Annotated in this window: 17 protein-coding genes; 6 read left to right on the top strand and 11 right to left on the bottom strand. The window is 64.7% G+C overall.

Going from position 1 to position 23,112, the window contains the following annotated elements:
- Nucleotides 1–88 precede the first annotated feature (88 nt).
- On the top strand, nt 89–826 hold the full coding sequence (gene lpxH, locus XaFJ1_RS02535) for a UDP-2,3-diacylglucosamine diphosphatase (protein WP_012915109.1): 738 nt from the start codon (nt 89–91) through the stop codon (nt 824–826).
- 274 nt (nt 827–1,100) lie between these two features.
- Here lpxH and XaFJ1_RS02530 read toward each other — a convergent pair whose 3' ends face one another.
- The 7 genes from XaFJ1_RS02530 to XaFJ1_RS02500 form a co-directional block, all read right to left on the bottom strand.
- A complete protein-coding gene (locus XaFJ1_RS02530; RefSeq protein WP_045757174.1) occupies nt 1,101–1,928 on the bottom strand; it encodes a ferritin-like domain-containing protein in 828 nt (275 codons plus the stop codon).
- Nucleotides 1,929–2,001: 73 nt separating this feature from the next.
- Nucleotides 2,002–3,468 carry an amidophosphoribosyltransferase gene (gene purF / locus XaFJ1_RS02525; RefSeq protein WP_012915107.1) on the bottom strand — a complete coding sequence of 489 codons (1,467 nt, stop codon included), beginning with the start codon at nt 3,466–3,468 and terminating at the stop codon, nt 2,002–2,004.
- 28 nt (nt 3,469–3,496) lie between these two features.
- Complete coding sequence (locus tag XaFJ1_RS02520; RefSeq protein WP_012915106.1) at nt 3,497–4,249, bottom strand: CvpA family protein; 753 nt, start codon at nt 4,247–4,249, stop codon at nt 3,497–3,499.
- A 96-nt stretch (nt 4,250–4,345) separates the two neighbouring features.
- The gene (locus XaFJ1_RS02515) at nt 4,346–5,452 is read right to left on the bottom strand and encodes an SPOR domain-containing protein (protein ID WP_012915105.1); all 1,107 of its coding nucleotides are present in this window, start codon (nt 5,450–5,452) and stop codon (nt 4,346–4,348) included.
- A gap of 69 nt (nt 5,453–5,521) precedes the next feature.
- Nucleotides 5,522–6,793 (bottom strand): bifunctional tetrahydrofolate synthase/dihydrofolate synthase, encoded by a 1,272-nt coding sequence (gene folC, locus XaFJ1_RS02510; RefSeq protein ID WP_012915104.1) that lies wholly within the window; start codon nt 6,791–6,793, stop codon nt 5,522–5,524.
- 114 nt (nt 6,794–6,907) lie between these two features.
- Entirely contained in the window at nt 6,908–7,552 is a 645-nt protein-coding gene (locus XaFJ1_RS02505) for a histidine phosphatase family protein (protein WP_012915103.1), read from the bottom strand.
- A 156-nt stretch (nt 7,553–7,708) separates the two neighbouring features.
- The gene (locus XaFJ1_RS02500) at nt 7,709–9,868 is read right to left on the bottom strand and encodes a S46 family peptidase (RefSeq protein WP_012915102.1); all 2,160 of its coding nucleotides are present in this window, start codon (nt 9,866–9,868) and stop codon (nt 7,709–7,711) included.
- 149 nt (nt 9,869–10,017) lie between these two features.
- Between XaFJ1_RS02500 and tdh the strand changes: the two genes are divergently transcribed.
- Nucleotides 10,018–11,049: an L-threonine 3-dehydrogenase gene (tdh, locus tag XaFJ1_RS02495; RefSeq protein WP_012915101.1), complete on the top strand. Its 1,032-nt coding sequence runs from the start codon at nt 10,018–10,020 to the stop codon at nt 11,047–11,049.
- 189 nt (nt 11,050–11,238) lie between these two features.
- Nucleotides 11,239–12,441 (top strand): glycine C-acetyltransferase, encoded by a 1,203-nt coding sequence (gene kbl, locus XaFJ1_RS02490; protein ID WP_012915100.1) that lies wholly within the window; start codon nt 11,239–11,241, stop codon nt 12,439–12,441.
- 204 nt (nt 12,442–12,645) lie between these two features.
- On the opposite strand, the gene XaFJ1_RS02485 is transcribed toward kbl, so the two are convergent.
- From XaFJ1_RS02485 to XaFJ1_RS02475, 3 genes are all read right to left on the bottom strand, one after another.
- Nucleotides 12,646–13,473: a pseudouridine synthase gene (locus tag XaFJ1_RS02485; RefSeq protein ID WP_012915099.1), complete on the bottom strand. Its 828-nt coding sequence runs from the start codon at nt 13,471–13,473 to the stop codon at nt 12,646–12,648.
- A 45-nt stretch (nt 13,474–13,518) separates the two neighbouring features.
- Complete coding sequence (locus XaFJ1_RS02480) at nt 13,519–14,013, bottom strand: hypothetical protein (protein ID WP_012915098.1); 495 nt, start codon at nt 14,011–14,013, stop codon at nt 13,519–13,521.
- Between the two features lie 264 nt (nt 14,014–14,277).
- A complete protein-coding gene (locus XaFJ1_RS02475) occupies nt 14,278–15,378 on the bottom strand; it encodes an OmpA family protein (protein WP_012915097.1) in 1,101 nt (366 codons plus the stop codon).
- A 653-nt stretch (nt 15,379–16,031) separates the two neighbouring features.
- Between XaFJ1_RS02475 and XaFJ1_RS02470 the strand changes: the two genes are divergently transcribed.
- Complete coding sequence (locus XaFJ1_RS02470) at nt 16,032–17,057, top strand: zinc-binding alcohol dehydrogenase family protein (RefSeq protein ID WP_012915096.1); 1,026 nt, start codon at nt 16,032–16,034, stop codon at nt 17,055–17,057.
- A 184-nt stretch (nt 17,058–17,241) separates the two neighbouring features.
- Complete coding sequence (locus XaFJ1_RS02465; protein WP_012915095.1) at nt 17,242–19,287, top strand: NADPH-dependent 2,4-dienoyl-CoA reductase; 2,046 nt, start codon at nt 17,242–17,244, stop codon at nt 19,285–19,287.
- A 90-nt stretch (nt 19,288–19,377) separates the two neighbouring features.
- Here the strand turns inward: XaFJ1_RS02465 and XaFJ1_RS02460 are convergent, their stop codons facing one another.
- On the bottom strand, nt 19,378–20,499 hold the full coding sequence (locus XaFJ1_RS02460) for an ROK family protein (protein WP_012915094.1): 1,122 nt from the start codon (nt 20,497–20,499) through the stop codon (nt 19,378–19,380).
- 113 nt (nt 20,500–20,612) lie between these two features.
- Here XaFJ1_RS02460 and XaFJ1_RS02455 point away from each other — a divergent pair, with 113 nt between their 5' ends.
- Complete coding sequence (locus tag XaFJ1_RS02455) at nt 20,613–23,111, top strand: TonB-dependent receptor (protein ID WP_012915093.1); 2,499 nt, start codon at nt 20,613–20,615, stop codon at nt 23,109–23,111.
- The last annotated feature ends 1 nt before the right edge of the window (nt 23,112 follow it).

Raw genomic sequence — 23,112 nt, 5'->3', positions numbered from 1 at the left:
TCCGCAGCAACAGGTCTACGGAACTACGCAACGTCATGACGCGCTGTTGCCAATTCCCGGTCCCAAGTGCGGGTATTACAATGCCGCAATGACCACGTTGTTCATCTCCGACCTGCATCTGGATCCGGCACGACCGGCCATCACCGACCTGTGCCTGGGCTTCCTGCGCAGCGAGGCGCGCCAGGCCGAGGCGTTGTACATCCTCGGCGACCTGTTCGAGGTATGGATCGGCGACGACACACCATCGGCTGCCGCCGATGCGGTGGCGGTGGAACTACGCGCACTGCACGACGCTGGCGTGCCGGTGTTCTTCATGCATGGCAACCGCGATTTCCTGCTCGGCGCCGACTACGCGCAGCGTGCCGGCATCCGCCTGCTGCCCGAGCCCTGCGTGATCGATTTGTACGGCGAGCCCACACTGCTACTGCATGGCGACCTGCTGTGCACCCACGACACCGCCTACCAAGCGTTCCGCGCGCAGACCCGTGACCCGGCATTCCAGCAGCAGTTCCTGGCGCAACCGCTGCAAGCACGCATCGCCTACGCGCAACAGGCGCGCGCCGCCAGCCAGGCGCGTCAGACCGAACTGAAGCAAGGCGATCACGCGCAATTCGAAACCATCACCGACGTGACCCCGGCTGAGGTAGCAGCGACCTTCGCGCGCTACGGCGTCGCGCGCATGATCCACGGACACACCCACCGGCCCGCCGTGCATGCACTGGACGTCGATGGCCGTGCCTGTACCCGCATCGTACTCGGCGACTGGTACGAACAGGGTTCGGTCCTGCACGCGGATGCGCAAGGATGTCGGTTGCAACACCTGTAACGCAGCGTTTGCCCGAGGGCGCGCTGGTGTCACGCATCGCCGAGGCCATCGACCACGTCATAGCAAATGGGCGTACCCGCGCTAGTACCGAAAACAGCCACTGACTGACACGGCCTGCGGGATCGCCTGGACAGCCACCGCCGTGCTTGTGGCACACGGCAATATCGTTCGCGGCAGGTTCGACGGCGACAGGCTCTCCACCACCTGATCAGAAGCGACATCGCGCTCGATGTTCTCGCACACACAGTGTGCATCCACCATGTCTGTGACCGACTCAATCGGCCTGATGCTGCAATGCCAGCAGTTCGTCTTCGTCAAAACCGGCCAGCAGGCGCGCCTGCAGATTGAACGGACCGTGCAGGTAACCGCCAGCGTATTCGCGCAGCAGCGCGGCAAAGCATGCGCGAGGCTCGATCCCCGCGCGTTCGCAATACCAGCGGTACCAGCGCGAACCAGCGGCGACATGCGCCACTTCCTCGCGCAGGATCAGTTCCAGAATCTGCGCAGTGGCCTCATCGCCGAGCACGCGCAATTTGGCGATCATGCCTGGGGTCACATCCAACCCGCGCGCCTCCAGCACCCGCGGCACCAGCGCCATCCGCGCCAGACCATCATGTGCGGTCTTCTCGCACATCTCCCACAGACCGTTATGCGCGGGGAAATCGCCATAGGCATGCCCCAGCGCGTGCAGGCGGTCGCGCAACAGCACGAAGTGGCGCGACTCGTCATCCGCTACCGCCACCCAATCGGCATAGAACGCCGTCGGCAGGCCGCGGAAACGATACACCGCATCCCAGGCCAGATCGATCGCGTTGAGTTCGATATGCGCGATGGCATGAACGAAGGCAGCGCGGCCTTCGGGACTACCGAGCCCACGCCGCGGCAACGCACGCGGATGCACCAGCAACGGTCGCTCCGGCCGCCCTGGCATACGCATCGGCTCGGGCGTCGGCGCGGCGGCCGATATCGCCAGTTCACCGTTGCGCCAGGCCGCTGCATAACGCTGGGTCAAAGCCACTTTCTCGGCCGGATCGGCCGCATCCAGGCAAACGCGGGCGGCGCGGTATAGATCGCCGGTCACGGCATCGCAGGTGCATACCACACCCTCGCCATACGGCGCGAGCAGACCGACAGGCACCACCGCACGATCCACCGCAGCGGCAGCTTCATGGCGCTCAGGCACGGCGCTTGCGCTTGGCCTCATCCGAGCGCAACTGCATGATGCGCTCGAAATAGTCCGGTTCGATACCCGTCGTGTAGTGGCCGTTGAAACAGGAGGAATCGAACGTTTTCAGTTCCGGATTCCCCTCGCGCACGGCCGTCTCCAGATCCTCCAGATCCTGGTAAATCAACCAGTCGCACCCCAGAAACTCCTGCACTTCCTCTTCGCTGCGACCATGCGCGACCAATTCGTCGGCGGCCGGCATGTCGATACCGTAGATGTTGGGATAGCGCACCGGCGGTGCGGCGCTGGCCAGGTAGACCTTGCGTGCGCCGGCTTCGCGCGCCATCTGCACGATCTGCCGGCTGGTGGTGCCACGCACGATCGAATCGTCCACCAGCAACACCACACGGTTGCGGAACTCCAGATGGATCGGGTTGAGTTTGCGGCGCACCGACTTCACCCGCTCGCCCTGCCCCGGCATGATGAACGTGCGGCCGATATAGCGATTCTTGACGAAGCCCTCGCGGTACTTCACTCCGAGCACGTTGGACATTTCCAGTGCGGCATCGCGCGAGGTGTCCGGGATCGGGATGATGGTGTCGATGTCGTGGTCCGGCCGCAGGCGCAGGATCTTCTCGCCCAACTTCATGCCCATGCGCATGCGCGCCTTGTGCACCGAGACGTTATCGATCATCGAGTCCGGGCGGGCGAAGTACACGTATTCGAAGATGCAGGGCGTGTGCTGGGTGGGCAAGGCACAGACTTCGGAGAACAGTTCGCCGCGACCGGTAATGACCAGGGCCTCGCCGGGCCGCACATCGCGCACGCGGGCAAAGCCAAGAATGTCCAGTGCCGAAGATTCTGACGCGACGATATACTCATCGCCCTCCACGCCCGCGCGCTTGCCCAACACCAGCGGGCGGATGCCGTGCGGATCGCGGAACGCGACCAACCCCAGGCCCAGTACCACGCTGACCACCGCATAGCCGCCCTTGCAGCGACGATGCACGCCGGCCACCGCGCGGATCGCCGCTTCCGGGGTCAACATGCGCTGCGCGTCCAGCTCGTAGGCGAACACGTTCAACAGCACTTCGCTGTCCGAGTCGGTGTTGATGTTGCGGCGGTCGGCTTCGAACACCTGCTGGCGCAACGCCTCTGTGTTGATCAGATTGCCGTTGTGGGCCAACGCGATACCGTAGGGCGAGTTGACGTAGAACGGCTGTGCCTCGTCCATGCCTTCCGAGCCGGCGGTGGGGTAGCGACAGTGGGCGATGCCGACACGTCCTTCCAGCACCGCCATACGCTTCTCGTCGAAGACATCGCGCACCAGGCCGTTGGCCTTCTGCACGCGCAGCCGAGTACCATCGGCAGTGGCGATGCCCGCCGCGTCCTGACCACGATGCTGCAACACGGCCAAGCCGTCATAGAGTTGCCCGGCCACATTCTGGTTGCCGACGATTCCGACGATGCCACACATTTGAACACTCTCCGCGGCACGAATGCCGCTATTGGGAAGGTGGCCGTGCCTGGCCGTTGGATTGGACCCATGCCGGGTCGCGCACTGCCGGACGCGCCTGCGCCGGGTCGATGTTCGCAGGCATCAGCCGCGACGAATCGCTCCCGGCCGGCGCGGACCGCGCCCCGGAACGACCCAAGGCCTTGGACATCATGTCCTGCATCGCACTCGCCTGCAGGGCAGGGGGCACGGTGGCATTATCGCCCGCCGCAGGCATGTTGCCCAAATCCATCTTCGACATGTTGAGTTGCGGTAATTGCGACATGTTCAACTGCGGCATGCGCCAGTCCGGCAATTGCGCGCGCATCCAGCTCACGCCGGGGCTCAGCACCGGCAGCAGGATCGATTGACGCCACTGCGGTTCGCGGGTCAACGGGGTGAAGCTCATCAGCAAGATCAGCACGGCAGCGAAGAAGCCGCCGCGCAGCGCGCCCAGGCCAAACCCGAGTGCGCGGTCGGTGCCCGAAAGCATGGTGGAACGCACCACGGTACGGATCACCATGCCTGTGATGCCAACCACCGCCATCACCGTCACGAAGGTCAACGCATAGCCGCCGAGATAGTAGCTCATGCTCGGATGCGGGCTGTCTGCCAGCCAGCGCCCGACATCTCCGCCGAACCGGAAGCTGGCCCAACCCGCCAGCAGCCAGGACAAGGTCCCGACCACGATGCCAACGAAACCACGCAAGGCACCGAGCAAGGCCGAGACCAGGATCACGGCCAACAACACGATGTCGATCATGCGTGCCTCCTGAGGCCAGGCAGCTTGATCGCACCGATCGCGTACCACGTTTGCCCTCCCTGGAACATGCAGGCAACTCCATGGGCCGCAGCCCGATCAAGGATGTGGACGTACCATACCGCTGATACCGACCTTTGCCGCGACCTGCACGCGCAACTGCTCGGCATCGGCACGGTTGGCGACCGGCCCGACCCGGACCCGGCTCAAGGTGCCCTTGTCGGTGCGGACCTGCTCGACGAAGGCGCTGAAGCCGGCCGCGCGCACCTTATCGCGCAGGGCATCGGCGTCTTCGCTCTTGGCAAACGCGCCCAGTTGGACGGCAAAACCGGTGCCGGACGCAGCCGGCGCCGCAGGCGCGCTAGGTGCCGGTTTCGCCGCAGCAGCAACCGCCGGCTTGGCCGGCTCGGACTTGGGTGCTTCGGACTTGGGTGCTTCGGACTTGGGTGCTTCGGGCTTGGTAGGCTCGGGCTCGGGCTTGGGCGAAGCCGGCTTGGCTACGACAACCGGTTTGGACTGCGGCGCCGGCAACGCCTCGGTCTTGGCCGGCGCGCTCGGCGCGGCAACGGCAACGCTGCTGGCCGCCGACGGCGGCACGGGCTGACTGGGTGCAGCATCCAGGGTCACCACCTGGGCATTGACATCGTTACGCACCTTGACCGCCTGCAAGCGCACCGATTCGGCTTGGGCGCGGTCGGCATAGGGGCCGATCCGTACCCGCCATGCCTGGCGCCCGCCCAGCATGGTCGCCTCGCGGAAACCCGGCAAATGCGCCTGTTTGAGCCGCGCGACCACCGCATCGGCATCGGCCGGGGTGGCGTAAGCGCCGAAATTGACCGCGTAATTGCCCGCAGCCACGCTCGGCGGCAGCGGTTGCGCGGTACTGCCGCCAGTGGCCGGAGTCGCCAGATCAGCGGCATCGGGATTGTCCTGCACCGGCGCGGGGGCGGCCGCAGGCGCCGCCGCAGGGGTAGCGGGCGTCTGGGTCATGCCCACCGCACCGCCGCTGGGGGTGTCACCCGGAGTCACCAAGGGCAACTCGCGGGTCTCGAACTGGCCATCGGCGGGCGCGGCGGGCGCCTTCAGCGGTACGTTGGCGACCCCGCTATCTGGCGCAGGCCCCTTGACCAACATCGGCAGGAAAATCACGGCAAGCGCCACCAGGATCAGGGCGCCAATCAATCGCTGTTTCAGGACGGTATCCACGGAAAAATTGGGGGAGCGGCATGGCGGAGTGCCATGGCAATTATAAGGTGCCCCTGGCATGGGACGGGATCAATCGGCTGAATGCAGCCAATGCAGCGCGTCGGCCGCCGTGTGGAACGAACCGAACACCAGCACCCGGTCGCCGGGATGCGCCTGCTGCAACGCCTGCTGCAACGCCTGCACGACGCTCTCGGCGACGACAGCAACGGCGGCGGCTGTGCCTGCAAGCCGCTCCCGCAATTGCACACCGCTCTGACCGCGCACTCCGGACAAGCCGGCCAGATGCCAGGCATCGACCTGCCCTTCCAGCGCCTTCACCACACCGACGGCGTCCTTGTCGCCCAATGCCGCGAACACGACCCGGGTCGCGCCGACCACCGGCTGCGCTTGCAGCGATGCGGCCAGTACCCGCGCCGCCTGCGGATTGTGGCCGACGTCGACCAGCACCTCCACGCCATCGCGCATGCACGACTGCAGCCGTCCACCCAGACGCGCCGCCGCGATGCCCTCGGCGTAGGCACTACGCGGTAGGGACTTGCGCAACGCGCGCAGCGCGGCGATGGCGGTGGCGGCATTGGCCAGCTGTACCGACGCACGCAACTGCGGCAACGGCAACGACAGTTCGGTGCCGACATCGCGCCAACGCCAACGTTCGGCGTCGAGCGGTTCGTGGAAGAAATCGCTGCCGGCGCGGAGCACACTAGCGCCGATCGCATAGGCGTGACGCAATACACTGGAGGGCGGGTCAATCTCGCCGAGCACCAAGGGCTTCCACGGCCGTGCGATGCCGACCTTCTCCGTGCCGATCGCTTCGCGGTCGCTACCGAGCCATTCCGTGTGGTCGATGTCCACGGTGGTGATGACCGCCACATCGGCATCGACCACGTTCACCGCATCCAGCCGGCCGCCCAGGCCCACTTCCAACACCGCCAGATCCAACCCTGACTGCTCGAAGAGCCAGAGTGCGACCAGGGTGCTGTATTCGAAATAGGTCAGCGGCGTATCGCCGCGCGCCGCTTCCACTGCCACGAAGCCGGCGATCAATTGCGCATCGCTGGCCTCCTCGCCACCGATGCGCACCCGCTCGTTGTAACGCAGCAGATGCGGGGAGGTGTAGCTACCCACCGCCCAACCGCCGGCGCGCGCGATCGACTCGATGAAGGCCACCGTCGACCCTTTACCGTTGGTGCCACCGACGGTGATGACCCGCTTGGCCGGCCGGGTCAGGCCCATGCACGCAGCCACCGCACGCAGCCGCTCCAGGCGCATGGCGATGGCTAAAGGATGTTGCTGCTCGATGTAGGTCAGCCAATCAGAGAGGGTAACAGGACTCGTGTTCATAGGACCGACAGGACTCGATTATTGATGCACCGAAAATGCTTGAACCGCCAAGGCCGCGCTTTGTGCTTTCGCATCACTGCGCACACCATCGCAACGCGAACGAATAGCGAGCGATTACAGCGCTCGGTGCTTGGCCTCGCCGAAGAACGGCGTGTGGTGTGCGCAATCGTTCAAGCGCACCACCTCCAACTGGTCCAGATCCGGCCCTTCCAGTAGATTCAAAGTGGTCGGCGCCTGACGAAAACTCCACAGCCGTGCGATCGGTAAACCCAGCACTCGGCACAGGATCACCCGGTTGACCGCATCGTGTGCCACCACCAGCAGGGTGTCGTGTTCGCCCAGCCCCTCGGTGGCACGCGCCAGACCACGCCAGGAGCGTTCCAGCACCTGCCGTAGCGACTCCCCGCCTGGCATCAGCACGGTGTCCGGCTCTTCCCGCCAGGCGCGCAAGCGCGCCGGGTCCTTGTCGTGAATCTCGCTGGCCAACAAACCTTCCCACTCGCCGTGGGCGATTTCCTGCAAGTCCGGCTCGGTCTGCAACATCGCTTCGCGCTCGGCGCCCAGGGCCAAACAGGCGGTGCGCTGCGCACGCGAAAGTGGCGAGGCCACCGCACGTGACAGCGGCACCTCGCGCAGACGCGTACCCAACGCCTGGGCCTGGGCCTCGCCTACCGGGGAAAGCGGGATGTCGATCTGGCCCTGGTAGCGACCTTCGGCGTTCCACGGGGTTTCACCGTGACGGGCGAGCAAAATGCGCATGCGCTGAGATTCCGTTGGGGGAAAAACCGTTTCGCAAACGAAAACGGAGCGGCATGATACTCGCTCCGTTCGTGAAAACCTGCGCGGCGCGGCTTTATCGTCACCACTGCCGGCAATGACGGCGGCAACCAGAGCGCCGCCGTCGCGCCGCCTGCATCACTTGGCCAGTTTCAACTCTTTCAACAGTCGCGGTGCCGGCGCCACTTCCTGCATGATCCAGTGCACGTAGCGCGCGTCGACCGCGATCATCCGGGTCATCGCCGGGTCGAACACCCAATTCGAACTCACCGACTCCCAGTTGCCGTCGAACGCCAGACCGACCAGTTTGCCGTGTGCGTCCATCACCGGCGAACCGGAGTTGCCGCCGGTGATGTCCAGGTCGGACAGGAAGTCCACCGGCACCGTGCCCAGTTGCTTGTCTTCCAGGCCACCATAGCGCTTGGCCTTGGCCGCTTGCAGCAACGCCTTCGGCGAATCGAATGGTTCGACCCCGGTATCCTTGGCGACCACGCCGTCGAGTGTGGTGAACGGGGTGTAGAACACACCATCCTTCGGCGCATAGCCCTTGACGTTGCCGAAGGTGATGCGCAGCGAGGAGTTGGCGTCCGGGTACACGGATTCGCCCTGGCTCTTCTTGTAGTCGGCCACGGCCTGCAGGTAGCGCGGACGCGCCAACAGTTCCTCGCCTTTACGGCGCTTCTGGTCGCGCTCGATCTGCAGCAACGCCGGCATCAACGCCACTGCGTAGCGCAGCGCCGGATCGTCGCTGGCCTCGAACGCGGCGCGATCGGCATGCAACCACTTCAGGCGCTCCTCGGTGCTGCCCAAGCGGGTGCCGGCCAAGCGCGTGGCGGCGGCTTGCGCGTCAGCGCCAGCCAGCCACTGATCCAGCGCCGGCAGATGCTGCGCCTTGGGCAGTTTCAGGTATTGCGCAAACCAGTAGCGCTGCAACTGGCTATCCATCGCCGGAACATAGCGATACTCCATCTGCTTCATCGCGCCCTCGATCTCGGGCAGATCACGTGTTTGATAACCAGGCTCGCGCTCGGCATCCGGCTTGGCGCGTTCGATCGCCAGACGATACAGCGACACCGCACTCCCCAGCACGCCAGTGCGACGCAACTGCCCCAGCACCAGATCGCGGTCGCGGGTGGCCTTGGCCTGCTCGCTCAGCGCCAGCAGTTGCGCATGCGCCCGCAGGGCCGCGCTGCCGTCGCGCCCTTGATGCTTCAACCACTCCAGCACCGCACGCTCCTGTTCGCGTTTCTTGGCGGTGGCGTCAATGCGTTTGAAGCCTTCCAACTGGCCTTCGTAATTCTTGGCGACGTTGTTCCAACTGGCCATCGTGGCCGCGTACTTCACCTGAATTTCCGGATCCTGTTTACCTGCCCGCTCCACCAACGCGATCAGGTCGCGATAATGGCGCGCGGCGGTGGGATAGCCCCAGTCGGCGACAGCGTCGAATTCGGCGGCCAGCGCATAACGATTGGTCCGCCCAGGGTAGCCGGCCACCATCACGAAATCGCCAGCACCCAGCGCCTGGTCGGCGAAGGTCAGGAAGTGCTTGGGCTGGTAGGGCACGTTGTCCTTGGCATAGGCCGCAGGCTTGCCGTCCTTGCCGACATAAGCGCGGAAGAACGAGAAATCGCCGGTATGGCGCGGCCACATCCAGTTGTCGATGTCGCCGCCGAACTTGCCGATTCCCGACGGCGGCGCGTACACCAGGCGCACATCGCGGATTTCCAAATTACGGAACAGACGATAGGTGTTGCCACCAGAGAAGCTGTACAGCGTACAGCGGTAACCGGCCTCCGCCTCGCACGCGGCGACCTGGGCCTTGTCGAAGTCTTCCAGCGCCTGCGTGCGCTTGAGCGCATCCTTGCCAGCGACGTCCATGGCGGCCTTGGCCTGCGTGGTGACGTCGGTGATGCGATCGAGTACGTAGATGCGTTCGTTCGGCCCAGCACTCAACTCCGCGCTGCCGATGGCGGCGTTGAAACCATCGCGGATCAGATTCTTCTGCGGGGTGGAATTGAGCTGGATCGCACCGTAAGCGCAATGGTGGTTGGTCACCACCAAGCCTTGCGGCGAGACGAAGCTGGCGGTGCAGCCACCCAGCGAAACCACAGCCCCCATGGGATCGCCGGTCAGGTCGGCCAGTTGTTGCGGCGGCAGTTTCAACCCGGCCTGCTGCAGCGGGCCAGCGATATCCGGCAACTGCTGCGGAACCCACATGCCCTCACCCGCATGGACGGAAGAGACACTGGCCAGGACGGCGACGACAGCAGCAGCGATAGCCCATGGAGTCGGACGCATAGAGCGGTTCCTTGAAGAAAGATGCGACAGTCTAACGGCCTCACCGGCGCTTCCCGACCGTGACCAATGGCACCCCGTAAGCCGCACCGTATAGCCGGGCGGACGCGCGGCTTATACTTCGTCCTTCTCCAACCGAGCCTTGCACCGCCATGGCGCAGACAATGAAGGCGCTGGTCAAGCGCGACGCAGCCAAGGGCATCTGGCTGGAACAAGTGCCGGTACCGACGCCTGGTCCCAACGAAGTCCTCATCAAACTGGAAAAAACCGCGATCTGCGGCACCGACCTGCACATCTATCTGTGGGACGAGTGGAGCCAGCGCACGATCAAGCCCGGCCTGACCATCGGCCACGAGTTCGTCGGCCGCATCGCCGAGTTGGGTGCGGCGGTCAGCGGCTACCAGCTCGGCCAGCGCGTTTCCGCGGAAGGCCATATTGTCTGCGGCCACTGTCGCAACTGCCGCGGCGGGCGCCCGCATCTGTGTCCGAACACCCTCGGCATCGGCGTCAACGTCAACGGAGCCTTCGCCGAGTACATGGTGATGCCGGTGTCCAACCTGTGGCCGATTCCCGACCCGATTCCCTCGGAGTTGGCAGCGTTCTTCGACCCCTATGGCAACGCCGCGCACTGTGCGCTGGAATTCAACGTGATCGGCGAGGATGTGCTGATCACCGGCGCCGGCCCGATCGGCATCATCGCCGCCGGCATTTGCAAGCACATCGGTGCGCGCAACGTGGTGGTCACCGACGTCAACGACTTTCGCCTCAAGCTGGCGGCGGACATGGGGGCCACACGCGTGGTCAACGTCGCCGATACCTCGCTCAAGGACGTGATGGCCGACCTGCACATGGAGGGCTTCGACGTGGGCCTGGAAATGAGCGGCAACCCGCGCGCCTTCAATGACATGCTCGACTGCATGTACCACGGCGGCAAGATCGCCATGCTGGGCATCATGCCGCGTGGCGCTGGCGCCGACTGGGACAAGATCATCTTCAAGGGCCTGACCGTGCAAGGCATTTACGGTCGCAAGATGTACGAGACTTGGTACAAAATGACCCAGTTGGTCCTATCCGGTTTTCCGCTGGGAAAAGTCCTCACCCACCAATTGACCATCGACGAATTCCAAAAAGGTTTCGACCTGATGGAAGAAGGCAAGGCTGGCAAAGTGGTCCTGAGCTGGTAACGGATCGGCCACGAGCGTGCGGCGCTGAATCTCCAAAGGCGCGGGGCGCAACGAGACACCATTCATCGTGTCGGTGCTCGCTCAGAACCAGATCGTCGCACGAACCACAATGACGTCGGTCCAACAGTCTCTCGGCGAAAGCGCCGCCACGGTAAGATCGACGAACCTTTTCCGCCGTGCGTGCCCGTCATGACCGACTCCCGTCTCACCCAGCACTACGCCGACGAACTGGACGCAATCCGCGCGCAGGGCCTGTTCAAGTCCGAGCGCATCATCGTCGGCCCGCAAGCGGCCGAAATTACCCTGGCCGACAACCGTCGCGTGCTGAACTTCTGCGCCAATAATTATCTCGGTCTGGCCGATCATCCTACACTGATCGCGGCGGCCAAGGACGCGCTGGACACGCACGGCTTCGGCATGGCCTCGGTGCGCTTCATCTGCGGCACCCAGGACCTGCATAAGCGGCTGGAGGCGCAGATCGCCGCGTTCTTCGGCACCGAGGATACGCTCCTCTACGCCGCTTGCTTCGACGCCAACGGCGGCCTGTTCGAACCACTGCTGGGCGAACACGACGCGATCATCTCCGACGCGCTCAACCATGCTTCGATCATCGACGGCGTGCGCCTGTGCAAAGCAAAACGCTTCCGCTACGCCAACTGCGACATGGCCGACCTGGAAGCGCAATTGCAGGCCGCCAATGCGGCCGGTTGCAAGACCAAGCTGATCACCAGCGACGGGGTGTTCTCGATGGACGGCTTCATCGCCCCGCTGGACGAAATCACCGCACTGGCGAAGCGGTACAACGCGCTGGTCCACATCGACGAGTGCCACGCGACCGGCTTTCTCGGTCGCAGCGGCCGCGGCTCGGCCGAGGTCAAGGGCGTGCTGGACAGGATCGATCTGTTCACCGGCACCCTGGGCAAGGCCATGGGCGGCGCGCTGGGCGGGTTCACTACCGGCCGAGGCGAGGTGATCGAATTATTGCGCCAACGCTCGCGGCCATATTTGTTCTCCAACTCACTGCCGCCGCACGTGGTGGCCGCCGGCATCAAAGCATTCGAGATGCTGGACGCCGCTGGCGATCTGCGCGAACGCCTGGTCGAGAACACCACCTACTTCCGTGCACGCATGAGCTCGGCCGGTTTCGACATCAAGCCCGGCACTCACCCGATCTGCCCGGTGATGCTGTACGACGCACCGCTGGCACAGCGCTTCGCCGAGCGACTGCTCGAAGAAGGCATCTACGCAATCGGTTTTTTCTTCCCGGTGGTGCCCAAGGGGCAGGCACGCATCCGCACCCAAATCAGCGCCGCTCACACCCGCGCGCACCTGGACCAAGCCATCGATGCGTTCACTCGGATCGGCCGCGAGTTGAATGTCATCGGCACTTGACATGCGTTCGTCTCCAGGCCAAACATGCTTGCTCGCCGCGCAGGCCAGATATTCTGGCGACACCTCGGCAGAGGACTGCATGGATGTGATGGCCAAGGGGACGACGCAGGCAGGCAGGCAGGCAACAATATGTAGAACCTACGTCGCCCCATTCAAGAGCCCGACCACGACGCACTCCGACTTCGGCAATCTCGTCGCTGCGATTCAGCGCGCGGCTTGCGCGCTGACGTCAGTTGCCACTGCCAACGCGCTGACTTCGGCCGCACTGAGTGTCCGCCAAGCGCCCTTGCCCAGTTCGCCCAGCACCAGCGTGCCGATCGCCACCCGCACCAGACGCACGACGTCCACGCCAAACGCGGCGAGCAGACGCCGGATCTGCCGGTTACGCCCCTCGTCCAGCACGATCTCCAGCCAGGCATGACGCTCACCCTGGCGTAGCAAACGCACCTGCTTGGCGCATAGGGCTTCGCCATCGGCCATAACGCCCGCACGCATGCGCTGCAACAGTGCCGCATCCGGCAGTACATCCACCTGCACGTGGTACGTCTTGTCCGGGCCAGTGCCCGGATCGGTGACGCGCGCCGCCCATTGCGGATCGTTGGTGAACAGCAATAAGCCTTCGCTGGCCTTGTCCAAGCGCCCGACCGGCGCCAGCCACGGCAAGCCGGCACCATCGAAACAGCGGTAGACCGTCTCGCGACCACGCTCGTCTTGCGCCGTGGTCACAAGCCCACGCGGCTTGTTGAGCATCAGATACAGGCGTTCGCTCGCCGATAGCGGCGCACCGTCCAAGGCAAGGCGATGCCGGCCACGCAGGATCGGGAATTCGGGGTCGGTGACAATCCGTCCATCGACCGCAACGCGACCGGCGGCAATCCAGCGCACCGCCTCGGTCCGCGAGCACAGCCCCAACTTGGACAGCGTGCGCGCCAGACCATGCCGTGGCCCGCCCACCGCAACGGCAGGCAAAGCCTCCTTCGACGTCAGCGAACGCGACCGGCCTGAACGCGGCGTTTTCAGCTCTCGCACCATCTGGACGCAGACAGCGACCGGACCGCGGACGAACGCGCGCCGCGTTTACTTGGCTTCGACAGGCGTCGGTGCGTCGGTCGCAGCGGCCGGGACGGCGGCCGGACGGGCCTTGACCACATGCACGCCACGCGCCTTCATCCATGCATCGAATTCCGCGGCGGTCATGCGCTTTCCGTTTTGAGTCATATCAAAACGCCACGGCGTGTTGTCGAACTCGGTCGTCGGCTTGTAGGCCGCCGGATCGTTCGGATTGACCGCACCACCGGGCGCAATGGCCTTGGCCAGGCTCTGACACCCCTCCGCACGTAGGCGCAGCAGCACGCGATCCAGCGACTGATCGCTGCTGTAGGACTGGGTCAGCACACCGCTGGGCATGCCCAGTTGCATCGTACGGCTGGACAGCTCGGCGGCAACCGGCGCGGCAACCGTGGCCGGTAACGCCAAGGGCTTGGGCAGGAGGTCACCGGAGCAATCCGGTACGGCATGAGCAACAGGAGCCAGGGCCAGACCAAGCAGGCCGACCGTCACGATACGCAGCATCGTTTTTTTCCATTCGGGCGAGACGACGCAGCGAGTGTAGGCAGGCCACGGCATGGTTTCAACCGATACCGGCACTACATCCGCTAAATAATTGGGAAGGATAAAAAATTCAACGCACAAAAGGCACCGATCACAACATCCCGGCGGCGTATGTACCGCTGACCTGTGCGAATAGCGCAGAGGCGAGTTCGTCTATCAGACGAGCACACACAAACACAAAGCCCGGCACGAGGCCGGGCTTTGCTTGAGACTAGAAACGTCCGATCACTTGTTCTCGACGTTCAGCTCGGTACGACGGTTCTTGGCGCGGCCTTCCGGATTGTCCGAACCATCCGGATTGGTGTTCGGCGCGATCGGGCGGGTCTTGCCGTAACCGATCGGTCCGTCCAGACGCGAAGCGTCCACACCGTGCTTGACCAGATAGTCGTACACGACGCGGGCGCGACGCTCGGACAGCTTCTGGTTGTACTTGTCGCTACCGATGGAGTCGGTGTGACCGGCCACCTGGACCTTCAGGTCGGGATAGCTGTTCAAGATGCCAACAGCCTCGTTCAGGAGCCCAATCGCATCCGGACGCAGGGTCGACTTGTTGAAGTCAAAGTTGACACCCTTCAGGTCGATCGACACCGGCACCGGGCAACCGTCCGGACCAACGGTCTGACCCGGCTTGGAGTCAGGGCACTTGTCGTCGCAGTTGTTGACGCCGTCACCGTCGTCGTCCTTATCCGCACAGCTCGGCGCGACCGGCGGCGGCGGCGGCGGCGGAACCGGAGCGGACGGGGCAGGGCCAAGCGGGATCACAACGCCAACCGAGGCCAGCGCGTCGCCGAACCAGTTCCTGGACGGAGCCGCGACGCTCTTGTCGTCGAAGTCAGCGCGGTAGGCCACTTCGGCGCGCACAGCGATGTGCTTGTCGAAGGTGGTCTGCAGACCGGCGCCGACCTTGGCGGCGAAATTGCCGTCCTTGCGCTTGCCGGGGGAGACAGGACCGTGGGTATCGAACGACTCTTCAGCGCGCTGGTAGCCAGCGCCGAACAGCACGTACGGGTTCCAGCCACGGCCTTCCTGGATGAAGTGACGGCGCAGGTCGACCGAGACGCCGTACTGGCTCCAGTTCAGATCTTCGTTGGCCTTGAAGTTCGGGTTCTGATAGTTCAGTTCACCGTCCAACGACCAGTTCGGGTTGATGAACTTGCCCAGACCGAGGGTAACGAACGGGGCGTCGTTGGTATGACGGTGCACGTCCTGGAAATTGAAACCAGCCGCACCGGTCAGGTACCAGCGGTCGTCGAATTCCTGAGCGGATGCTGCCTGGGCGACGGCCAGACCGCCCAACAACGCGGCGGTGAGAATTTTTTTGTTCATTAATACAGCTCCTTGTTTCGGGGAGATAAAACGATAGAGGCATGGTTAAGTAACAGATGTCTCATCACATCCAGACGGCCGTTTCCTCATGCCATCGCCGGGCACATTATGCTCGGCATAGTGAAGATGGCGTTAACGAGCGCATAACATGTGGACGTCGACGCCACCTGCTGCATGGCACCGGATACACCCTATACAGCTTGATGAAATCATGCAACGCAACTTTCACATTTGCGTTTGCCCTGGTAGACAGCAGCCTGCACAACGATGCAGATCCCATTCTGGACCGCGCCACAGCAGTGGCCTGGCCAGCTCGGTCTTCGACGGAAGCGGCAATAGGGCCGTCAGCGCGACTGGTCGCGGGCAGGCGCCCCTTTGCACTGCAATGCGGCCGATGATCGCGAGGAGCCGGTGTCGCATCGGTTGGCGGCCTGATCTTGGGCGCAAGCACGGCTCAACAGTTGGGGCAAAATCTACACCCGTCAGTCGGCCCCTCCCGTCAACCAGCCCACATGCAGCGATCAGAGACGACCAGCCCCGTGTGTCCGTGGTGGCATCGGTTTCCTAGCTTGCGTCTCCACGCGCACTCTGCGGCCACTCCGAACCATGGCATCGCCTCCTTTCCCCAATTCTCCAATACCCAGGAGTCATCAATGAAAGCGGTCGCTCTCACCCGATACCTGCCGATCGACGATCCGCAGTCACTGCAAGACATGGACCTGCCCATGCCACCACCCCCTACCGGCTTCGACCTGCTGATCCGGGTGGAGGCGGTGTCGGTCAACCCGGTAGACACGAAGGTGCGCGCACCCAAAGCGTCGCTGGAAACCCAGCCGAAGGTACTGGGCTACGATGCTGCCGGTGTGGTCGAAGCAGTCGGCCCCCATGCGGAAGGCTTCGAACCCGGCGACGAGGTGTACTACGCTGGCGACATCACCCGCGCCGGCAGCAATGCGCAGTACCAGTTGGTCGATGCGCGCATCGTCGCGCGCAAGCCGGCTACGTTGGATTTCGCCCAGGCCGCGGCACTGCCGCTGACCACGCTGACCGTCTGGGAACTGCTGTTCCAACGCATGCCGTTCGACTTCGACGACGCACGCAACCGCGGCCTGTGCCTGCTAGTGATCGGCGGCGCTGGCGGAGTCGGCTCGATCGCGATCCAGTTGGCGCGGCACGCCGGCTTCGACGTGATCGCCACCGCCTCGCGCCCCCAGACACGCGACTGGTGCCTGCAACTAGGCGCACACCACGTGATCGACCATCGCCAACCGCTTGCACCGCAGTTGCAGGCGCTGGGTATCGCGCAGGTGGACGCGGCGCTGAACCTGGCCGACACCGACCGCTATTGGCAGATACTGGGCGAACTGATCGCGCCACAAGGCCACGTCGGGCTGATTGTCGAGCCGACCGGACCGCTGCACATCGGCGATCCGTACAAAGCCAAGTGCATCGGCATCCACTGGGAAATGATGTTCGCGCGCCCGCGCTTCCGCACTGCCGATATGATCGAACAACATCGCATCCTGGCGCGTACAGCCAGTCTGGTCGACGCCGGCGCGTTGCGCACCACACTGACCGAGACGCTGACCCCAATCAACGCGGCCAACTTGCGCCAGGCGCACCAGCGTCTGGAATCGGGCAGCACTATCGGCAAACTGGCACTGGCCGGCTGGGGGTGAACTAGAGCAGCCCGGTAGACGCGGCAGTGGCCGCAGCAGGGAACCGTCGCGGTCGATGATCCGGCTCTAAGCATAGGGGCTGCCGGCAGACACAGCGCCGCCGCCCCATCCGCCTTGCCTAGCCCCCTTGCCGCGGCGAGGGTTTCGAGGCACCCTGCCCGCCATACGCAAGCGTATCTCTGCCATGTCATCGACCTCCGGTCAGCCCAACTCCCCCGCCGCCTATCCGCATCTGTTCGCCCCGCTCGATCTGGGCTTCACGCAGTTGCGCAACCGGGTGCTGATGGGTTCGATGCATACCGGCCTGGAGGACCGGGCCCGCGACTTCCCCAAGCTGGCCGCCTACTTCGCCGAACGCGCCGCCGGCGGTGTCGGGCTGATCGTCACCGGCGGTTTCGCACCGAACATCGTCGGCTGGCTGAAGCCCTTTGGCGGCAAGTTGTCCTGGTCCTGGGAGGTGCGTCCGCATCGGCAGGTGACGACTGCGGTGCATGCGCACGGGGCCAAGATCTGCCTGCAATTGCTGCATGCTGGGCGCTACGCCTATCACCCGCTGTCGGTGGCGCCATCGAGACTGAAGGCGCCGATCACGCCATTCACTCCCCGCGCCCTGTCCGCACGCGGGGTCGAGCGTCAGATCGACGCCTATGCGCACGCAGCGCGGCTGGCGCGCGAAGCCGGCTACGACGGCGTCGAAGTGATGGGCTCGGAAGGCTATCTGATCAACGCATTCCTCGCACCGCGCGGCAACCGTCGCCACGATGCCTGGGGCGGCGACGCGGCCCGGCGCATGCGCTTCGCGGTGGACATCGTGCGCCGCATCCGCGCCGCCTGCGGACCGGACTTCATCATCATCTACCGACTGTCGCTGGTGGACCTGGTCGAGGACGGCAGCGATTGGCAGGAGATCGTGTCGCAAGCCAAGGCCATTGAAGCGGCTGGCGCGACGCTGATCAACTCCGGTATCGGCTGGCACGAGGCACGCATACCGACCATCGCCACCTCCGTACCGCGCGCCGCCTTCGCCGCGGCCACCGCCAAGCTCAAGCCGCACCTGCGGGTGCCGCTGATCGCGACCAACCGCATCAATATGCCCGACGTGGCCGAACACATCCTCGCCAGCGGCGGCGCCGATATGGTCTCGCTGGCGCGTCCATTGCTGGCCGACCCGGAATGGGTCAACAAGGCGCGGCATGGTCAGGCGCAGGCGATCAACACCTGCATCGCCTGCAACCAGGCTTGCCTGGATCACGTGTTCGAGAACAAGACCGCCAGTTGCCTGGTCAATCCGCGCGCGGCCGCCGAAACCGAACTGAACTACGTGCCGACCCGCACGCCCAAGCGCATCGCCGTGGTCGGCGCTGGCCCGGCCGGCTTGGCCTGTGCCACCGTGGCCGCCGAGCGCGGGCACCGCGTCACCCTGTTCGACAGCGCCGCCGAGATCGGCGGCCAGTTCAACCTGGCCAAGCGGATCCCCGGCAAGGAAGAATTCCATGAGACCCTGCGCTACTTCCGCCACAAACTGGACACCACCGGGGTAGAACTGCGTCTGCATACCACCGCCGATGCGGCGCGGTTGGCTGGCTTCGACGACGTGGTACTGGCCACCGGCATCGTGCCGCGCAAGGTAGATTTCCCCAGCGCCGACCATCCCAATGTGGTGGGCTATCTGGATGTGCTGCTGGGACGGGTGCAGGTGGCAGACAAGGTCGCAATCATCGGGGCCGGCGGCATCGGTTTCGATGTCGGCGCATTCCTCGTACATGCCGGTGCATCGACTGCACTGGACCCGGCACGCTGGATGGCCGAATGGGGCGTGGATCCGCAGTTCGAGGGACGCGGCGCACTGTGCAAGCCGCACCCGGAACCGCCGGTGCGCAAGGTGTGGCTGTTGCAACGCAGCCCAGGCCGTCCCGGTGCGCGGCTGGGCAAGACCACTGGCTGGATCCATCGCGCCGCATTGAAGGCCAAGGGCGTGACCATGCTCGGTGGGGTCGAGTATCTGAGCATGGACGACACCGGCCTGCGGATCCGGGTGAACGGCACCGAACAGCTGCTGCCGGTCGGCACCGTCGTGGTCTGCGCCGGCCAGGAGCCGCGCCGCGAGCTGCAGACACCGCTGCTAGCCGCCGGATGCACCCCGCACCTGATCGGCGGCGCCGACCTTGCAACGGAACTGGACGCCAAGCGCGCCATCGCCCAGGGCAGTTGGCTGGCGGCGCGCCTGTAGGCACGCACCTGTCGCAATGGCCGTGAGGCCTGTTGCTATGCCGAACGATGGCGACGGCCCTATTCATGCAGGGCTCGCCGGGCCTGCTGCTCAGGCGAAAAAGGCACGCTGCAATGGCATCAGTGCCGCACCCAGGGTGACCGCATCGCCGACCGTGCGCGCAATGCACACCTGCGGCAGCGGTGGCGACAGACCATGCCGATTGGGTGCGCGCGGGATGCGGATGCGCTCGATCAGGCGCGTGCCAATCACCGCCGGTAGCCGTCCTCCAATGACGATGGCCTGCGGATCCAAGGTATAGGCGAGATAAGCGCACAGTTGCGCGAACGGCGCCTCGGCCATGTCCAGCCAGGCGTCCACGCCCGGCGTATGCGCATCGATCGCGCCCAGCATCTGCTCCACCCCGATGTAGTCCTGACCCGCCGCGCGCACCAGCGCCAACAACGCGTCCAGGTTCGGATAGGCCATGCCGCCAACAGTCCAGATACCGCCGAACTCGCCGGCATTGCCGCGATGGCCACGGAACAGACGGCCATCGGCGATGATCCCGCCACCAAAACCGTTCGTCAGGTGCAGATAGACGAAATCGCGGCAGTCCCGGCCGACCCCGTACAGGCTCTCGGCCACCGCCGCCGCCGCGCCATCGTTCTCGACGATGACCGCGTAACCCAACGCTTCTTCCAGAATGGGGGCCAGTTCCACCTGGGTCCAATCCTCCAGGGTCGGCGGTCCGACCATCTGCTGGCCCCGCCCGGTGAAGAATGCCGAAATCGCCATGCCCGCACCGACGATCCGCCTCGGGTCCACCCCGGTCTCGGCCAGAAGTTCCGCGCGGAACCGCAGCAAGTGCGCCAGCACCGATCCGCGACGCATGTCCGCCAGAGCGATCCGCCGTTGGCTGCGCACGCCACCAGCGAAATCGACCAGTGCCAGCGCCACCACGTCGCCCATCAGGCCGATGCCGAACGCGTAGGCGTAATCCGGCGCCAGACGCACGTCCACGCTGGGATTGCCTGGTCCGCCAGCAACGCGAGCGCTGAGCAGAACCATGCGTTCCTGGACGAAGCCCTGCAGCAAGCGCGCCACAGTGGGCTGCGACAAATCCAGATCCCGGCTCAACGCCGCTTGCGTCTGCACCCCGGTCTTGAACACACGATTGAGCAACTGGCGGCCGCCAGCGCTGACGCGCGGCGGGAAATCGGGATGCAGCATGGACAGACAACACAGGACGGCGCGTGCGCGAATCGAACCACGCTAGCATGTCGACATACAAGTTTCATACATGGTAAATAGTATTACCCCCATATACATCCAATGGGGGTTTCATGCGTTCCACTCATCTGCACCCGAGCCTGCTGGCCCTGGCGCTCGCATCCATTCTTTCCGCCGCTCCTGCCGTGCATGCCGAAGTGTCGGCGGCACCGCCAACCGACAGCACCACCACACTGGACCAGATCGTGGTCACCGGTACGCCGCAAGGCCAGTCGCAGAAAGACGCGCCGTTCGCGATCAGCGTGCTGTCCAAGGAGCGACTGGACCGCAGCACGCCGGCCAGCAGCGTGGACATGCTGCGCGCGGTGCCCGGCTTCTCGGCCGAACCCTCTGGTGGGCAGGGAGGGGGGCAGAACCTCTACGTGCGCGGCCTGCCTGCCGGTGGCTGGTATTACGTGCAATACCAAGAAGACGGCATGACCCTGTTCGACGAGCCACAGGAAAGCTTCTTCAACGTCGACACGCTGTTCGCGCTGGACATGATGACCGAGCGCCTGGAAGTGGTCCGCGGTGGCACCTCGCCGCTGTTCGCGACCAACGCACCGGGCGGCACGGTCAACGCCATCACCCGCCACGGTACCGCCACACCCGAAGGCGCGGTGCGCATGACCGTCGGCAGCGACGGCCTGCGCCGCGAGGATGCCTACAGCTCCGGCCCACTCAGCGAGAACGTGCTGTACAGCATCGGCGGCTACCACCGCAGCGACGACGGCCTGCGCCGCACCGGCTATACCGCCGACCAGGGCGGCCAGTTGCGCGGAAACCTAACCTTTTTGATGGACGATGCGGTCTTGGACGTCGATGCCAAATACCTCAACGACCACACCGCGTTTTATAACCCGATCCCGCTCGCCGACCCACGCAATCCCTCGCAGTCGCTGTCCGCCCTGATCGATCCGCTGGACGGCACTCTGCTGTCGGACGACCTGCGCCACACCACCGCGCTGACCTTCAACGGCAACAACACCCTGGCACGCAACCTGGATCTGGCAGACGGCATCCACAACAAGGTCAAACAACTCGGCACGCACCTGGAGTGGAACCTGACCGATAGCGTGACATTGAATAACCGGATGCGCTTCGTCGATGCGCAAGTGGACTACACCTCACTGTTTTCCGGTGCGGCGCCTTACGATGCGAACGCCTATCTGGCCACCCAACTCGGTCGCGCGCGCAACGGGTTCGGCAATCGCGTCGCCCAGGCCGGCTATGTGCTCGACCGCAACGGTGCCCCCTACGACCCCGCCACAGCCGACGGCCTAGTGCTGGAAAGCGGACTGTGGAACGCACGTACCCATCTGCGCACGCTCTCCGACGATCTGCGCTTGAGCAAAGCGTTCGACGAGTCGGCACTGGGCAAGCACACCCTCACTGCCGGCATCAACGTACAGCACTTCGAGTACGCCCAGGACCGGCTCCAGAATACCGTGCTCACCACATTGCAGAACAACGCACAGCGGCTGGATGTGCTGGCCTACGACGCGGCGGGCAACGTGGTCGGCTCGGTCACCCAGAACGGCTTCGTGCGCTACGGCAACGGCGTCACCCGCGGCTTCGCCAACGGCACCTACCTGTCGCCGTACCTGTGGGACTCGGTCCGCCTTGGCCGCCTCGGCCTGGATGCCGGCGTGCGCTACACCCGCTACAACGCCGGCGGCGGCGTATACGCCAATACCACCCGTAACCTGGGCGATCCGACCACGTTGGCCGATGACAATGTCGGTGGCCTCAGCGGTGCGTTCAACGCGCGCACAGACCACCGCCATGCCACGCAGTGGACGCTCGGCGCCGAATTCGCGCTGACCCCGCAATTGCAAACGTTCGCACGTTATACCGAATCGCAACGCCTGCCACGGCTGCAGAACGTCTATCAGACTCAGAACGCGGCGGTCACCGACATCGACCAGGCCGAGGCCGGCCTGCGCGGCAGTTTCGGCGATACCTTCTCGTTCTCGACAGTGGGCTTCTGGAGCCGCTTCAACGCGCTGTCGATCAGCGCGATCGTGCTCAACGATGCAGGCGCGGTACAGAATCTGGCCCTGGTCGGCAAGACCCGCACCGTCGGTCTGGAATCGGAGTTCACCTGGCGTCCGTTACCCCTGTTCGGCATCACCGGGTCGGTCACGCTACAAGACCCGCAGACCCGCGGCCTGAGCAATGCCACCACCGGCATCAGCTACGGCAATTTGGACGGCAAGCAGATCTCGCGCATTCCCAAGTTCATGGCCTCGCTCAGCCCGACGCTGTACTTCGACATCGCCGGTCGTCCACTGCAAGTGTCAGCCACCGCGTACCGCATGGGCCAACGCTACGTCGACTACACCAATGCCACCGCCCTGCCCGCCTACACCACCTACGACCTGGGCGTGTTCGCGCAACTGAGCGACCATCTGGAACTGCAACTGCACGCGGCCAACGTCGGTAACGACCTCGGCCTGACCGAAGGCAACGCACGCGTGGACACGCTGTCCGGGCAAGGCACCGCCAATGCGATCTACGCGCGACCGATCTTCGGCCGCAACTACAACGCCTCACTGACCTGGAGATGGTGAA

The organism is Xanthomonas albilineans (assembly GCF_009931595.1).
GTDB classification, from domain to species: Bacteria; Pseudomonadota; Gammaproteobacteria; order Xanthomonadales; family Xanthomonadaceae; genus Xanthomonas_A; species Xanthomonas_A albilineans.
Note: the sequence above shows the minus strand (reverse complement) of the source record. Positions and strands in the feature narration are given on the sequence as shown.